General features: G+C 68.0%; 14 protein-coding genes. 9 read left to right on the forward strand and 5 right to left on the reverse strand.

Annotated elements, in window-relative coordinates; translation table 11 throughout:
* Positions 1 to 178 precede the first annotated feature (178 nt).
* Entirely contained in the window at positions 179 to 811 is a 633-nt protein-coding gene (locus SSOG_RS42890) for a restriction endonuclease (protein ID WP_009720584.1), read from the forward strand.
* 15 nt (positions 812 to 826) lie between these two features.
* Here the strand turns inward: SSOG_RS42890 and SSOG_RS42895 are convergent, their stop codons facing one another.
* From SSOG_RS42895 to SSOG_RS42905, 3 genes are all read right to left on the reverse strand, one after another.
* Positions 827 to 1,711 (reverse strand): SDR family oxidoreductase, encoded by an 885-nt coding sequence (locus SSOG_RS42895; protein WP_009720585.1) that lies wholly within the window; start codon positions 1,709 to 1,711, stop codon positions 827 to 829.
* Between the two features lie 68 nt (positions 1,712 to 1,779).
* Entirely contained in the window at positions 1,780 to 3,819 is a 2,040-nt protein-coding gene (locus SSOG_RS42900; RefSeq protein WP_039940116.1) for a CocE/NonD family hydrolase, read from the reverse strand.
* Positions 3,820 to 3,912: 93 nt separating this feature from the next.
* Complete coding sequence (locus SSOG_RS42905; protein ID WP_039940117.1) at positions 3,913 to 5,217, reverse strand: ATP-grasp domain-containing protein; 1,305 nt, start codon at positions 5,215 to 5,217, stop codon at positions 3,913 to 3,915.
* 161 nt (positions 5,218 to 5,378) lie between these two features.
* Between SSOG_RS42905 and SSOG_RS49930 the strand changes: the two genes are divergently transcribed.
* The 6 genes from SSOG_RS49930 to SSOG_RS42930 all read left to right on the forward strand — a co-directional run bounded on the left by SSOG_RS49930 (position 5,379) and on the right by SSOG_RS42930 (position 10,734).
* Positions 5,379 to 5,732, forward strand: coding sequence for a hypothetical protein (locus SSOG_RS49930; protein ID WP_009720588.1), 354 nt, complete (start codon positions 5,379 to 5,381; stop codon positions 5,730 to 5,732).
* Positions 5,733 to 6,427: 695 nt separating this feature from the next.
* On the forward strand, positions 6,428 to 7,636 hold the full coding sequence (locus SSOG_RS42910; protein ID WP_009720589.1) for an FUSC family protein: 1,209 nt from the start codon (positions 6,428 to 6,430) through the stop codon (positions 7,634 to 7,636).
* A 138-nt stretch (positions 7,637 to 7,774) separates the two neighbouring features.
* Positions 7,775 to 8,356 (forward strand): DUF2243 domain-containing protein, encoded by a 582-nt coding sequence (locus tag SSOG_RS42915; RefSeq protein WP_050800187.1) that lies wholly within the window; start codon positions 7,775 to 7,777, stop codon positions 8,354 to 8,356.
* Complete coding sequence (locus tag SSOG_RS42920; protein WP_009720591.1) at positions 8,356 to 9,183, forward strand: cytochrome c oxidase assembly protein; 828 nt, start codon at positions 8,356 to 8,358, stop codon at positions 9,181 to 9,183. The genes SSOG_RS42915 and SSOG_RS42920 overlap by 1 nt, the downstream gene beginning before the upstream one ends.
* A 211-nt stretch (positions 9,184 to 9,394) precedes the next feature.
* The gene (locus SSOG_RS42925) at positions 9,395 to 10,189 is read left to right on the forward strand and encodes a SigB/SigF/SigG family RNA polymerase sigma factor (RefSeq protein ID WP_009720592.1); all 795 of its coding nucleotides are present in this window, start codon (positions 9,395 to 9,397) and stop codon (positions 10,187 to 10,189) included.
* The gene (locus tag SSOG_RS42930) at positions 10,186 to 10,734 is read left to right on the forward strand and encodes a DUF6328 family protein (protein ID WP_009720593.1); all 549 of its coding nucleotides are present in this window, start codon (positions 10,186 to 10,188) and stop codon (positions 10,732 to 10,734) included. The genes SSOG_RS42925 and SSOG_RS42930 overlap by 4 nt, the downstream gene beginning before the upstream one ends.
* 36 nt (positions 10,735 to 10,770) lie before the next feature.
* On the opposite strand, the gene SSOG_RS42935 is transcribed toward SSOG_RS42930, so the two are convergent.
* Positions 10,771 to 11,343, reverse strand: a complete 573-nt coding sequence (locus SSOG_RS42935) for a PadR family transcriptional regulator (RefSeq protein WP_009720594.1) — start codon at positions 11,341 to 11,343, stop codon at positions 10,771 to 10,773.
* Positions 11,344 to 11,432: 89 nt separating this feature from the next.
* On the opposite strand from SSOG_RS42935, the gene SSOG_RS42940 reads away from it, so the two are divergent.
* Complete coding sequence (locus SSOG_RS42940) at positions 11,433 to 11,864, forward strand: nuclear transport factor 2 family protein (RefSeq protein WP_009720595.1); 432 nt, start codon at positions 11,433 to 11,435, stop codon at positions 11,862 to 11,864.
* Between the two features lie 11 nt (positions 11,865 to 11,875).
* Here SSOG_RS42940 and SSOG_RS42945 read toward each other — a convergent pair whose 3' ends face one another.
* Positions 11,876 to 12,517 (reverse strand): RraA family protein, encoded by a 642-nt coding sequence (locus SSOG_RS42945; RefSeq protein WP_039940118.1) that lies wholly within the window; start codon positions 12,515 to 12,517, stop codon positions 11,876 to 11,878.
* Positions 12,518 to 13,084: 567 nt separating this feature from the next.
* Between SSOG_RS42945 and SSOG_RS42950 the strand changes: the two genes are divergently transcribed.
* Positions 13,085 to 14,461 carry an MFS transporter gene (locus SSOG_RS42950; protein ID WP_009720597.1) on the forward strand — a complete coding sequence of 459 codons (1,377 nt, stop codon included), beginning with the start codon at positions 13,085 to 13,087 and terminating at the stop codon, positions 14,459 to 14,461.
* The last annotated feature ends 4 nt before the right edge of the window (positions 14,462 to 14,465 follow it).

Genomic DNA, 14,465 nt, shown 5'->3' on the forward strand with positions numbered 1-14,465 from the left:
GTCAGAGTGCCGGAATGGTTTGGTGTGCCCGGCTATCGGCTTCCCCTCAGCCGACGCGCTATGCGCGGTGGACACCGCGGTCTGCGGCAGCGCTGATCCGCACGGGGTGTGGAGGCGGCGTACCAGGGCAGTCGGCAGTGGCGATCTTGATGTCACCACGTGAGGGGGACTGCCACCCATGGCCACTCCCGGCCGTCGGCCGCGCAGCGGGCGTCAGTACGCCTTCAGCCTGCGGAATCTCTCGGTCTGCTTCGGGCTGATCGCCATCGTTCTCTTCGCGGTGGGGGTCGCCGTAAGAGCCGGTGACGGCACGGCCGAGGATCTTTCTGCTGCCGCCGTGGCCATGGGGCTGCCAGCGCTTTTCGTCGTCCTCATGATGCGCCGCCGCCGTGTCGCCCCCGCTCCCCCCGAGGAGGATCTCCTCGAGGAGGTCGACTTCGAGGCGATGGCTCCCGGTGAGTTCGAGCAGGAGGTGGCGGACCTGTGCGAACGGGACGGCTGCCAGGTCATCCGCGTGGCCGGCGGCGCGGGTGACCTGGGCGCGGATGTTCTCGCCACCGCCCCCGACGGGCGGCGCCTGGTCATCCAGTGCAAGCGGTACGACCCGACTCACAAGGTCGGCTCCCAGGATGTTCAGCGCTTCGGAGGAACGTGCTTCGCCGTCCACGACGCTCAGATCGCCGCGGTGGTCACGACCAGCGAGTTCACCGAGCCCGCCGTCGAGTACGCCGCGCAGTGCGGAATCCTGTGTATCGACGGGCATGAGCTCGCCACGTGGGCAAGCACGGGCCCGGCTCCGTGGACGGAGTGACGGTGGCGAGACACCCTAGGGCAAGGGTGTGCCGCCCGTGGCATTGAGGATTTCGGCGGTGACGTAGCCGGCCTGCTGTGATGCCAGGAAGACGTACGCGGGCGCCATCTCGGCGGGCTGGGCCGGGCGCCCCAGGGGGCTCTGCTCGCCGAACTTCGAGGTGTCGGGCAAGGTGGCGGGGATCAGAGGTGTCCACACAGGGCCGGGGGCGACGGCGTTCACCCGGATGCCGCGCTCCGCCAGATTCCCGGCAAGGCCCTGGGTGAACGTGACGATGGCGCCCTTGGTCGTGGCGTAGTCCAGCAGGTGAGGGCTGGGCTTGTACGCCTGGACCGATGTGGTGTTGATGATGCTGCCGCCTTCCGAGATGTGCGGCAGGGACATCTTGCAGAGCCAGAACATGGCGTACAGATTCGTGCGCATCACGCGGTCGAACTGCTCGGTGGTGATGTCTTCCAGTCCCTGTGACTGTGCCATCTGGAAGGCAGCGTTGTTGACGAGGACGTCGATCGAGCCGAAGGCGTCGACCGCGCGGTCCACCAGGGCCCTGCAATCGGCTTCGTCGCGGATGTCGCACGCCATCGGAACCGCCCGCCGCCCGGCCTCTTCGACCAGCCGCACCGTCTCCTGGGCGTCTTCTTCTTCCTCCGGCAGATAGCTGAACAGGACGTCCGCGCCCTCCCGGGCGAACGCGAGGGCCACCGCCCGGCCGATCCCGGAGTCCCCGCCGGTAATCACGGAATGCCGGTTCTCCAGCAGGTTATGGCCCTGGTAGCTGCGTTCACCGTGGTCGGGCCGCGGCTCCATATCGTCCGTGGCGCCAGGATGCGGTTGGTCCTGCTGCGGGAATTCCGGCTGCGGGTACCGCTTGCCTGGATGCTCCTGGTCCTGGTCGCTCATGTGATGTCCTCCCGAGAGGTAAAGGAAACCGGGCGCCCCGGGCGCCATTCTCTCCCCCGCGGGGTCGCTCACAGGTGATCGCGGGGGAGTGTCTCGTTCCAGGTACGGGAGAACACCCGCCGGTCGTTTTCGTAGCCGTCAAGCGTGGCGTCCACGAAGAGGTCCGTCTCGCTGGAGCGCAGCACGGTGTGGGTGACGACGCGTACGTCCCAGTCGTCGCGCTGGAAGCGCATGGTCCAGGCCGACTCGCCACTGACCGAGGTGAAGTCGTCCGCGACGGCCGTGTAGCGCTCGTAGGCGCGGCGGTGGACATCGAGGCCGGTGTCCTCGTAGCGCACCGTACCGGCGTCCTTGACGATCTCCAGCGCGGATCGGTAGCCGACCAGATCGCGGGTGACGTCCCACCGCATCTCCGGCGGGTGCACCTGCGTGGTGGCGACGGGCGGGGTGCCCTCCGGTTCGCCGAACGGCTGCTGGGGGGCTTCGTCGGGCTCATGGGTTCCGCGCAGCGGCAGGGTGAGGGTGCTGGAGCCCTCGTACACGCTCAGCAGGACCGGCCGCGGCGGTGGCCAGGCGAGGGGCCAGTAGGACGTGGACAGCGACAGCCGGATGCGGTGCCCGGGCGGGAACGCCTGCGCCACGCCGTTGAGCTCCACCGTGGCCCGGTAGCGGCGCCCGGGCTCCAGCGGTTCAGGAGCGCCGATGCCGTCGCGGTGGGTGAGGTTGAGCAGGCCGTAGGTGACACGGGTGGCGCTCCCGTCGGGGGACACGTCGGACAGCCGGGCAGCCACCATGGCCACCGGTTCGCTCACCGACAGCTCCAGCTCGACGGAGGGCGAGCCGAGGATCTCCACGGGCTCGGTGAGGACATCGGTGTCGAACACCAGCGAGCCCCCGTCCTCCTCGCGCTGGTCGTACGGCAGGTCCGGCGGGGCGTTGTACGAGGCCCACTTTCCGGCGAACTGCCCGACCGACAGCGGCGATTGCACCGTCAGCTCCTCGCCTCGCCCCGCCTCGTCCGACGAAGGCTCACCGGGGGCGCCGATGCGGTGCCGGGTGAGCGGGTGAGCGGCCGGTTCGACGTGCGGTGAGGGCCAGTCGGGTTCGCCGACCCAGCGGCCCGGCCGCTCCTCGTACGACGTGGACGGCGGCACACTGTCCTGCATCCACGCGTGCAGCATGGGGCCGTCCATGGCACCGTTGTCGGCGCCCTTGAGCCAGTGGTCCCACCAGCGCACGACTTCCTGGAGGTAGCCGATGGCCGGGCCGGGCTCGCCCAGGTGCGGGAACTTGTGCGACCAGGGACCGATCAGCCCCTTGCGCGGTACGTCCAAGTGGCCCAGCAGCCGTGTGACGGCGTTGGAGTAGCCGTCCGCCCAGCCGCTGGAGGCCAGCACCGGACAGCGTACGGCCTCGTAGTCCTCGCACACCGACGCGTGGCGCCAGTAGTCGTCGCGGCGCTGGTGGCGCAGCCATTCCAGCACCCAGGGACGGGTCTGTTCCATCCGTTCGTGCCACATCTCGCGCCAGCGCTCGCCGACCACGACCGGGTCGGGCGGGCAGGTGGCGTACGCGAACATGGTGCCCGCCTCGGCCAGGTTGTCCGACAGCAGCGCACCGCCCATGTAGTGCATGTCGTCGGCGTACCGGTCGTCGGTGAAGGAGGCGATGACGATGGCGCGCAGGCCCGGCGGCTGCCGGGCGGCGACCTGGAGGGCGGCGAACGCGCCCCAGGAGATCCCCATCATGCCGGTCGTGCCGTCACACCAGGGCTGCTCCGTGAGCCAGGTCAGGATCTCCTCGGCGTCGGCCTGCTCCTGCTCCAGGTACTCGTCCCGCAGCACGCCCTCCGACTCTCCGGTGCCGCGCAGGTCGACGCGGACACAGGCGTACCCGTGACCGGCGATGTACGGGTGGTGGACGGAGTCGCGTACCGACGTCAGATCGCGTTTGCGATAGGGGATGTACTCCAGCACCGCGGGCACCGGCTCCCCGTCCGAGGACGTGGGGCGCCAGATGCGCGCCGACAGGCGGGTGCCGTCGGACATGGGGATGGTGACGTGGTCTTCTTCCTTGGTCTCACAGGGCAGATTGCTCAGGAAACGCATGCGGCCGGCTACTCCTTTCGCTGCGGCACGCCGGACGAGTGCCCGGTGTCGCGGTCGGCACACGGGCCGATCGCGACACCGGGGGTTGAGGGGTCAGTTCTTCTCGTCCCGGCTGCCCGGTGTGGTCTCCTCGAACGTGAGTTTCAGGGCCGCGACACACCGGTCGTACTTCTCCCGCAGCTCGTCCTCGCTGTCTCCGCCGGTGAAGATGTGGGCCAGCTCGAAGCTGTAGCTGTCCTGCTGGTCCATCTCCGAGAGCCGCTGGCCCTCCTCGGGCACCACCTCGATCCGCACCTCGGGGATCTCGCGCTCGATGCGCTCGATGTCCTCCTCGGTGGGCACGCGGCACGCCACACCGTCGGCGAACCACCGGTGGTACCACTTGGCGGCCATCCTGGAGGGGCCCTCGCGCTTCGGCAGGCTCGGGTCCCTGCCCAGCGCGAGGCTGAGCATGCAGTGGTGATTGGGCACCCCGTCGACGTACTCGAACAGCTCGGCGTGCGACTGGGAATGCCGGGGATTGATCTCCAGCAGATTGATCTCGTCCGTCTGCGGATCGTAGAAGTACTCGATGCTGAACGTCGCCGAGTCCATGCCGATCTGCCGCATCACGCGCTTCGAGACGTCGTGCAGTCGCTGTACCACCGGCTCCGGCAGAGTGGAGGGGTACTGGTGGCGCAGAAAGCACGGGCTGTCGGGGTAGGCGATGGAGTCCAGCGCCCCGTAGACGGTGACCTCACCGCCCCGGACGTAGCCCTCCACCGCCACCTGGATCCCGGACAGCGCTTCCTCCGCCAGGCACACCTCACCGCCCACACCGGCCATCTCCGGCGGGAGCTCCAGCCGGTCCAGGATGTAATTGAACGGTCGGCCGACCCGGCCGATGCCCTCGCGAATCTCGGCCACCGCCGCGCGGAACTCCTCCTCATCCTTCACACCGAAGGCCAGCTCCGACGAATACGCCAACGCGGGCTTGAGCCACATGGGAAAGCGCACGCCCTCGGGCGGCCGCGGTTCCCGCGCCTCCAGGTCGACCCGGCCGAAACGGGGATGCTCGTCGATGACCTTCTGCTGTTCCAGCCGACTCCAGTACTTGTGCTCGCACTTGACGACCGACTCCAGGCTGGTGCTGTGCGTGCCGTAGCGCTCGCTCAAGAGCGGCACGAGGGTGCTCACCGGAAAGTCCCAGTAGCCGACGATCGCGTCGATACGGCCGTCGAAGGCGTCCAGCACCTTCTCCGCCTTCTCCATGAGATCGGCCACGGACACCTCACCGACCTGCAACTCCTCAATGCTGAGGAGCGGGTGAAATCGGTACTCCCGTGCATCTGGAACTTCGCGCAGACTGGGCAGATTGGCCTCGTCCAGGCCGATCACAAAGATGTTCTTCACGCTCACCGGCTCTCCCTCGGTATCGCCCCGATGTCCGGCGGCCCAGTACCCCTCTGGGTGTTATTTACCCTCCGCAGTTACCTCCGGCAGTGCCGGTTATAAGTGGGAGCCGAGGGGCACTCGGGCCGCCCAGGCCGTCGGTGTGATACCGAAAGAAAGGTTGAACAATGCCTGCTGGAGCCAGCCGTAAGCGGGAACGGCAGTACGAACACATCAAGGAAGGCGCGGAGAAACGCGGTACGTCTACGGGCCGTGCCAAGGAAATCGCCTCCCGTACCGTCAATAAGGAACGCGCGCGTTCGGGAGAGGCGAAATCCGCCAGTAAGACGTCGACGCAGGACCGGAAGTCCGCGCCGCAGCGAGGCGGTGAGCGTTCCCACCGCGGCTCCAAAGGCCCGACTCGCGATCAGTTGTACAACGAGGCCAGGCAGCGTGGCATCGAGGGCCGCTCGAACATGACCAAGCAACAGCTGGCCAAGGCGCTCGGCCGCGCTTCGGATACCGCCCGTGGACACCACTGACAGCTTCGGCGAGGCCGGGTAGGCCCGGCCTCGCCGAAGGGTTGCTCATGCCTCCGGAGTGAGGACGGAGTCGTCTTCGGCTCGGGCGCCGGGGAGCTGGTGGCGGGCGGCGATCAGGGCCGCGTCGATGTCGCGGGGTGGCCGGTGGCGGGTGCACAGCGTGTAGGGCGATGTCTTCGAGGCGCCTGCTGGGCCTCAGGGCCCGCCGTTTCTCGGCATGCAGGCGTGAAGGGTTTCGGTACTGGCTGGACGAGGTCGGGGGAGAACCGCGGGGTGGGCACATGGACAAGGACAGGCTCCTTCTCTGTCGGCGTTGCGGGTGGCGCGGGGCGTCAGGCGGCAGCGGCCTGTTCCAGGTCATCCATGGGGCGGTGGGTGACGGTGGCGGGCGTGCGCTGATGTGGTGCTCATCGGTGTCATCCGCTCTGCTCCCTGCGCTCGTTGCTGTTCAGTAGCGCGGGAGGCCGACACGGCACATCTGGGGCCCACAGCGCGTACGCGCGGCTCCCGCCAGGTGTGCCTGCTTTCCGAAGCACCTCGGTCACTGACTCTCCTAGCCCAGCGCACTGACGTCAAACCACCGGCTCTCGTTCGGTGCAACGACCGCGAAAAGGGGAACCGGGGCAGGGGACCGGGAGGGCCCGCGCATCTCGGCGTTCACCGGTCGGCGAGCACGGCGGAGGACAACGCGAGGGGTGACGACGGTGCCGCACGGTGGGTGGGCGTGGCAGTGGCTGGGGCGGGTCAGGGCCGTGGTGGGACGTAGGTCGCAGGCCCTGGAGCTGATCGGCAAGAGCACCCTGGCAGCGGGCGCTTCGTGGTACGTGGCACATGACCTGGTGGCCGCGCAGACCCCCGCGTTCGCGCCGTTCGCGGCTGTGCTGATCATGCAGGTGACCGTCTACCAGTCGATGCTTCAGGCACTCCGCTACCTGGCCGCGGTCTGCGCCGGGGTCTTCGTGCAGGCCGGTCTGGGCATCATGGCCGGACCCGGCCTGATCACGTTCGTACTCGTGGCGCTGATCACCCTGGCAATCGGCAGGTGGCGGCATCTGGGAGCCCAGGGGACCGAGGTGGCGACCGCGGCGTTCTTCGCCTTCTCCGCCTATTCGGCCTCTGCCGGTATGAGGCAGAGCGTGGAGCAGCTCGGCCAGATCATCCTGCTGGTCGCGATCGGCTGCACGATCGGCGTGGCGGTCAACCTCCTTCTATGGCCGCCGATGCGCTACCGCAGCGCCGAGTCCGGCATCCACACCCTCGCGGGGGACCTCTCCGACCTTCTGGCGGACATCCATCCCTCGCTGCGCGAGCACGGCTTCGACGAAGAGCGGGCCCGGCAGTGGCGGCGGCGCGCCACCGAGATCGCCTGGCTGGTCAGCCAGGCTCGGGCGGCACTGCACACCGCGGTCGAGAGCCGCCACTACAACCCCCGGCGGCTGCTGCCCGGCAACAGCCGGCACAAGGACTTTTCCGCGTACCGGGACGTCATCGACGCGCTGGAACGCGTCACCCACCAGCTCGCCTCCCTCACCCGCACCCTCCACCAGTGGCCACAGAGCGAAGAAGGCAACGAGTGCAACCGTTTCCTGCGCGACTACGCCGACCTGCTCGAAGCGTTTGCCGACTTCACCCGCCCCTTCAGCGAGATCGACGAGAACCGGCTGCCGCGCCAGGCAGAAGAGCTGTGCGCGGCCGCCACGACGGTCCAGGACAAGCGTGGGCGGCTGGTCGACCGCGCCCAGGACTCCTCACTCGCCTTGAACGACCCCTCCCGCCCCTACGGCATCCTCCTGGCGGAAGCCACCCGGCTGACGGAGGAAGCCGAGCACTCCTGCGACATGCTCCACCACGCCACCGAGTGCAATCACCGAACCGACGGCACACCAGCCGGAAACACCGCCTGACCGCGGTGCGGAAGAAGGAGGACCTTCCGTACGCACACGGAAGGGGGAACTTCCGCCCCCGGCGTGACACCAGCGACGTCGGCGGGAAACGCACGGTGACGGATGGTCCGCTCACCCCTGGAGGAATGGAGACAGCTGATGGCGACGACTGCTGACGGGGCCTTACCGGAAGAGAACGCGGCGCGCGGTCTTCAACTGCCGGGAATCATCCTGGGGATCGGGCTCGGAGGGTTCCTCGACGGCATCCTGCTGCACCAGCTGCTCCAGTGGCACCACATGCTCACCAGCACGAACCACGACCGCATCGGGGTGAAGTACTACAGCCCGCACTCCGTCTCCGGTCTGGAGATGAACACGGTCTGGGACGGCATTTTCCACACCGTGTGCTGGCTCGCCGTCCTGACGGGCCTGGCGATCCTCTACTCCCGCGTCACCCATCACCGCCGCCGCGTGTGGTCCTCCCGGGTGCTGTGGGGATGGATCCTGGCCGGGTGGGGCCTGTTCAACCTTGTCGAAGGCGTGCTGGACCACCAGCTCCTCGGAATCCACCATGTGCACGGCGGGCCGCACCAGATGTGGTGGGACATCGGTTTCCTCGTGCTGGGAGCACTGCTGCTCGTCGGTGGTTATGGGCTCCAGCGGGGCGGGCGCACCTTCGACCCGGAAGCGCCGGAAGCGCCGGAAGCCCCGGACGTCCGGCAACCCGGACGGCCTGACTGATGGGTGGCGGCCATCCGCACACCGGCCACGGTGCGGGCAGCGACGTCCTGGAGGCCGCGCTGCCCGCCACCCTCATGCTCCTGTGCGTCTGCGGCTATCTCCGGCTCGCCCATCGGGCCAGGCTCCGCAACCCGGCGCGGGGCTGGAGCCGGTGGCGGTCGGCCTCCTGTGCGACCGGGACCCTCCTGCTGGCCGTGGCCCTGCTGCCGCCCTTGGCCACTTTCGCGCACACCGACTTCCGGGGCCACATGGCCCAGCACCTTCTCATCGGCATGTACGCCCCGCTCGCCCTCGTCCTCGGCGCCCCCGTCACCCTGCTCCTGCGGAACCTGCCCGCCGCCCACGGCCGACGGCTGACCACGGCCCTGCACAGTCGCCCCGTCCGGCTCCTGACACACCCGGCCACCGCGCTGCTGCTGGCTTCCGGCAGCCTGCTGGTGCTCTACTTCACCCCGCTCTACCGCACCGCCACGAACTGGCCGCCCGGGCACTGGCTGATGCACGTCCACTTCCTGCTGTCCGGCTGCCTCTTCGCCCACGTCATCGCGGGCTCCGACCCCGCTGCCAGGCGGCCCGGCGTACCGGTGCGCCTGGTGTGGCTCGGCTGCGCCATCGCCCTCCACGCAGGGCTGTCGCAGCTGATGTACGGCGGCTTCTGGATCGATATCCCGGCCCCTGTCGCCGAGGTCCGGGGAGCGGCGGAAATCATGTACTACGGCGGTGACATCGCCGAACTGCTGCTCGCCGGCGCGCTCGTCGCCGGGTGGCGCCCCGAGCGCCGAACTGGGCGATGCTCGACAGCGACCCGCCACCGAGTCAGCGTGTGATGGGAACACCCGGGACACTCGGTCAACCTGCGGGCCACGCGATGGGATTGTTTGCGGGTGCTCGCGCCGGGCAGGCGCATCAATGTGCTTCGGAACAGAGGCACGCCCAAGGGAGCGGTTCGGCTGCTCGGGGTGTGCTCTGTTCGGCGCCCCAGACAGTCGGCTCTTCTCCCCATGGTGCTACCGACCACAGGACGAGGGAGACCGGCGCATGACTGCCGTACGCACACGCAGCAAGCACTCGCACGACGACGCTCCCGACACCTCCGCCGAGTTCCGGCGCATTGCCACGTTGCCCGAGGGGCCCGAGAGGGAGGCGCTGCGGCAGGATGTCGTACGCGCGTGGATGCCGATGGCGGAGCGGCTGGCCCGGCAGTTCCGCAACCGCGGTGAGTCCGCGGAGGATTTGCGGCAGGTGGCGATGCTCGGCCTGGTCAAGGCCGTCAAGCGCTATGAGCCGGACCGTGGCAGCGCTTTCGCGAGCTTTGCCGTGCCGACGGTCGTGGGTGAGATCAAGCGCCATTTCCGGGACCACATGTGGGGCGTGCATGTGCCGCGCCGGGTGCAGGAGTTGCGTAACCGTGTGCGCGCTGCCGCCCAGGAGCTGACGCGTACTCCCGACGACCGTTCCCCGAGTGTGTCGGCCATCGTCGAGCACACGGGGATGAGCGAGGAGGATGTGCTGCTGGGGATGGAGGCGATGGAGAGCTTCTCGGCGCTGTCCCTGGACGCCGAACTGCCGGGCGCCGAGGACGGATACTCCCTCGCCGACACCCTCGGCGCACCGGAGCCCTCCTACGACCGCGTCATCCAGCGCGAGGCCCTCAAACCAAGGCTGCGCGCCCTGCCCGAACGCGAGCGCCACATCCTCTACCTGCGCTTCTTCCGCGAGGAGACCCAGGGTCGTATCGCCGAACAACTCGGCATCTCCCAGATGCACGTCTCCCGGCTGATCAACCGGACCTGCGCCCGGCTGCACGACCAGATCGAGGCCCCGGCGGCATGACGATTGCAGGCCCGCATCTTGCGGCAGTGCGTGACTCATCATGCCCGTCGTGCACGAACGCGCCGTCATCCCAAGAGCACGAACGGCCGGAGACTGCCCGCGAGCGCGTCAACCGGAAATGGAACGAGATTCTCCAAGAGACGAGGGTCGCGCAGACCGGTGTGCAGATCCTCTTCGGATTCCTGCTCTCCCTCGCCTTCACACCCGCGTTCGGGGACCTGGAAGTCTTCGACCGCACCCTTTACGTGGTGACGGTGGCGTTGGGAGCCTCGTCGGTCGCCGCTTTGATCGCTCCGGTTTCGATCCACCGCTTTCTCTCCGGGCTGCGCATGAAGGATGAGATCGTGGAAGCTGCCGGCCGGCTCATGGTGTGCGGAATGGTGCTGCTGGCGCTCACCATCGCCTGCACCCTGCTGCTCATCCTCAATGTCGTCACCGACAGCGTTGTCGCCGAGGTGATCGTCGGCCTGGTCATGCTCTGGTTCGCCATCTGCTGGTACGTCATCCCCTTGCGGCTCCGGCGCAAGTCCCGGCGACGACGGTGACCAGGCCGGGCCGGGGCACGAGGTCAGTCCCGCGGGTCATCGGCGTGGGGCATCGGCACCTTCTCTATCCCGGAGGACGGTGACCGTGCGCTCGCACCAGTCGAGGTTGCCTTGCTCGAAGGCCAGGCCGCGCAGGCAGGTGAGGTAGGGGCCGATGCGCTCGCCGTGGCGCAGGAACTCCTCTTCGGTACGGTCGCCCCGCATGCCCCGCAGGAGTTTGCCGAACAGGTCGATCTTGGCCTGGGCGAGCGCCGCGCGCTCGGTCAGTCGCGCGATCAGCGTCCGGGTGTCGACGTGATCGGCGGCCTGGACCTTGACGACCAAGTCGTCCCGCACGAAGGACGGTTTGGCGGCGGTGTCCGTGAAGTGGTCCAGCTCGGCCAGACCGGCGTCGGTGACCTGGAACAGACGCTTGTTGGGACGGGTGTCCTGGACCACTTCACGGCCCGTGATCAGCCCGTCCTTCTCCAGCCGCGTCAGCTCCGCGTACACCTGCTGCGGCTGCGCGTGCCAGAAGTTCGCCACACCGAGATCAAACGCCTTGACCAGCTGGTACCCGCTCAACTCCTCGTCGAGTAGCGCCGCGAGAACCGCGTGCCGCAACGCCATCGGGCCCTCCTCCTTGCGGTGTCCCTGGGAACGGCCTCATCATACTCATCAATCTGATTAGTCATATTCATGAGTATGAGGTGAGAGTCATGACCGCAGCCGCACGGTTCCGCGCCGCTGTCGACAACGGCGACCTGGCAGCCCTGGAGGACCTGTTCACGGACGACATCCGCTTCTACAGCCCCGTGAAATTCACCCCCTTCGAAGGCAAGCCCATGGTGCTGGGCCTCTTCGGGGTCCTGCTGCGCACCTTCGAGAACTTCCGCTACGTCGGCCACCACGACGGCACCGCGGAGACGAGCGCCGACGGCGGTGTCTCCGCCTCGGCGGTCCTGCTGTTCCGGGCCGTCGTGGGTGGTAAGGAGATCCACGGCATCGATCTGCTGCACTTCGACGACGACGGCCGGATCAAGGAGTTCACGGTCATGGTCCGGCCACAGTCCGCCGTCCACGCCCTGGGTGAGGCCGTTCTCGCCGGGCTGGTCGCCGACGGCCTCCTGCCGGCCCCCGTGGAGCGGTAAGGGGGTGAGCGTTACGAGGCGGCGGTCTTGCTTCGCAGGGCTTCGACCTCGGCGTCCAGTGCCGCTTCGCGGGCGACGATCTCGCTGACCGACTTGAGCGCTTCGTCGGCGCGGTGCGGCGGAATGACGATGACACCGTCCCCGTCGGCGGCGATGATGTCGCCGGGGTTCACCACGACGCCGCCGATGGCGACCGATTCGCCGATCGTGCCCGGTCCGTTCTTGAACGGGCCGGCGGGAGTGAGCCCGCGGGCGAAGATCGGGATGCCGAGCTCTTCGATGATCGCGGCGTCGCGGACGTATCCGTCGATGATCGCGCCCGCGGCACCGTACGCGGCGAACCGCTGAGCGAGGTTGTCGCCGATGATGGCGCGGCCGTCGTAGCCGAAGGCGTTGATGACGAGGATGTCACCGGGGCGGATGTGTTCGAGCGCCGCGATCACGGCCTTGTTGTCGCCCGCGACGGTGAGGACCGGAAGCGCTGTGCCGACGGCCTTGGCCCCGTTCCAGATGGGGGCGATGCCCCCGTCGACGATGTTGAGCCGGTCGAGGGCGTCGCCGAGGTTGGCCACGGAGTGGGTGCGGAACTGATCGAGCACATGCCCGTCGACGCGTTCCCACGCGGTGTCCACGCGCACGTTGTCCTGAGTCATCGCAGGCTCCTTCAGGTGGTGGGGGCCATGGGTTCATCCCGCCCCACCTAGAAAATGCGAAAGCTTTCGCGTTTTGCGAGAGACAGTGTGCATCCATCCGTGTCGCAAGACAAGGGGTGATGTGACCGGACGGGGCTGGTGGGGGGCCCTCCGGCTGCCGGGGTCGGTCAGGTGGTGGCGGGAGAACCCTGGCGATCCGGTAGGGAAGCGCGATCGGAGCGCAAGGTTAACGCCGGGGCAACGTAAACCCTTGACCACTCCGAGAATGCGAATCTATTCTCATTCGCGATTCAAGTCGCAACTTTGATGTCGGCGCCGCTCTGCGGCCCCGTACCGTGACGTCTCCTCCCGGCCCCACTCGGGCGCACAGCGACGGCAACACGGCGGGTGTCCGGCATCGAGCCCCCGCAGGTCCTGTACGGGCGGATTCCTGAACAGCACCGAAGCCACGCAACCACCCCGAGATGCCGTCACCGCGTTCCCCGTGGAGACCGGAACGGTGACCACGTTCAGCGCATGATTCTCAGGACGCCGTTCCGGAGTCCGCGACACCGAAAGTGAACGCGAATGACAACGTCAGACCGGCTTGACAGAACATCGGACCGTCACGAGGCAGCGTCGGAAGAGTCCGGCGCGACCGCGGTCGACGTCGCCGCCGCCAACGACACGGTCGTCCGCAAGGCCACCGTCGCCGGTGCGATCGGCTCCTTCGTCGAGTGGTACGACTACGGCATCTACGGCCTGCTCGTCACCTATCTCGCGATCAACATCATGGGGGAGGCCGACGCCGGAAACCTCTTTCTCACCAACGTCGGGTTCCTGGTCAGCTTCATCGCCCGCCCGTTCGGCAGCGTCATCTGCGGATACCTCGGGGACAAGATCGGGCGGAAGAGTCTCCTGGCCACCCTCCTGGTGCTGATCTCCGCCGCGACCGCGGCCATCGGTCTCATCCCGTCCTCCACCGTCATCGGTGTCGCCGCGCCCGTCCTTCTGGTCCTCCTCCGGGTGCTCCAGGGCTTCTCGGCGGGCGGGGAGGTGGCCGGTGCCATGTCCTTCGTCGGCGAGTACGCCCCGAACGCACGCCGCAACTACATGATGAGCTTCATCGCCGTCGGCTCGTTCATCGCCCTGATGTTCGGCAGCGCCTTCTCCGCCATCCTCATCACGACGCTCGGCGAGGACACCATGACCTCCTGGGCCTGGCGGGTGCCGTTCCTCCTCGCCGTCCCGCTCGGCTACGTCGGCTTCTACATCCGCAGCCGGCTGGAGGAGACCCCGCACTTCAAGGTGCTGCGCGAGCAGAACACCGTCGCGCGCAACCCGCTGCGGGACGCTCTGACCTCCCCGCGCCACCTGAAGGCGATCGCGCTCACGATCTTCCTCCCGGCGCTCAACGGCCCCGGCTACTACCTGCTGTTCGTCTACATGCCCACGTACATGAAGACCTCGCTCGGCGAGCACAACTTCTCGATGCTGCGGGCCCTCATGGTCACGGCGTTCAGCCTGGTCGCCATCGCGGTCTGTATCCCGCTCATGGCACGCCTCTCGGACCGGATCGGCCGCAAGCCCGTCCTCGCCTACTCCGCCATCGCGATGGCCCTCGTCTCGTACCCGATGTTCCGGCTCATCACCACGGGAGAGTTCGGCCTGGCCTGCATCGGCACCATCGTTCTCGCGGTCGCCTTCTCGGGCCACGCCGCCGTCGTCCACACCGTCCTCGCCGAGATGTTCCCGACCACCGTGCGCTACTCCGCCTACAGCATCGGATTCAGCATCTCCACGATCATCTTCGGGGGAAGTGCCCCGCTTCTGATGACCGAGCTGATCGAGTCGACCGGCTCCAACCTGATCCCGGCTTTCGCCTCCATCATCACCGCCCTGATCACTCTGGTCGCCATCGCCTTCGTGCGAGAGACCAAGGGCCAGCCCCTCGCATCCAGCTGAGACA

Origin of the sequence: Streptomyces himastatinicus ATCC 53653 (assembly GCF_000158915.1) — a bacterium.
Lineage (GTDB): Bacteria > Actinomycetota > Actinomycetes > Streptomycetales > Streptomycetaceae > Streptomyces > Streptomyces himastatinicus.

Bases quoted from the DNA above. Each gene is read 5' to 3' on its own strand.
- SSOG_RS42890 (WP_009720584.1), top strand. From the start codon at position 179: ATGGCCACTCCCGGCCGTCGGCCGCGCAGCGGGCGTCAGTACGCCTTC.
- SSOG_RS42895 (WP_009720585.1), bottom strand. From the start codon at position 1,711: ATGAGCGACCAGGACCAGGAGCATCCAGGCAAGCGGTACCCGCAGCCG.
- SSOG_RS42900 (WP_039940116.1), bottom strand. From the start codon at position 3,819: ATGCGTTTCCTGAGCAATCTGCCCTGTGAGACCAAGGAAGAAGACCAC.
- SSOG_RS49930 (WP_009720588.1), top strand. From the start codon at position 5,379: ATGCCTGCTGGAGCCAGCCGTAAGCGGGAACGGCAGTACGAACACATC.
- SSOG_RS42915 (WP_050800187.1), top strand. From the start codon at position 7,775: ATGGCGACGACTGCTGACGGGGCCTTACCGGAAGAGAACGCGGCGCGC.
- SSOG_RS42920 (WP_009720591.1), top strand. From the start codon at position 8,356: ATGGGTGGCGGCCATCCGCACACCGGCCACGGTGCGGGCAGCGACGTC.
- SSOG_RS42925 (WP_009720592.1), top strand. From the start codon at position 9,395: ATGACTGCCGTACGCACACGCAGCAAGCACTCGCACGACGACGCTCCC.
- SSOG_RS42930 (WP_009720593.1), top strand. From the start codon at position 10,186: ATGACGATTGCAGGCCCGCATCTTGCGGCAGTGCGTGACTCATCATGC.
- SSOG_RS42935 (WP_009720594.1), bottom strand. From the start codon at position 11,343: ATGGCGTTGCGGCACGCGGTTCTCGCGGCGCTACTCGACGAGGAGTTG.
- SSOG_RS42940 (WP_009720595.1), top strand. From the start codon at position 11,433: ATGACCGCAGCCGCACGGTTCCGCGCCGCTGTCGACAACGGCGACCTG.
- SSOG_RS42945 (WP_039940118.1), bottom strand. From the start codon at position 12,517: ATGACTCAGGACAACGTGCGCGTGGACACCGCGTGGGAACGCGTCGAC.
- SSOG_RS42950 (WP_009720597.1), top strand. From the start codon at position 13,085: ATGACAACGTCAGACCGGCTTGACAGAACATCGGACCGTCACGAGGCA.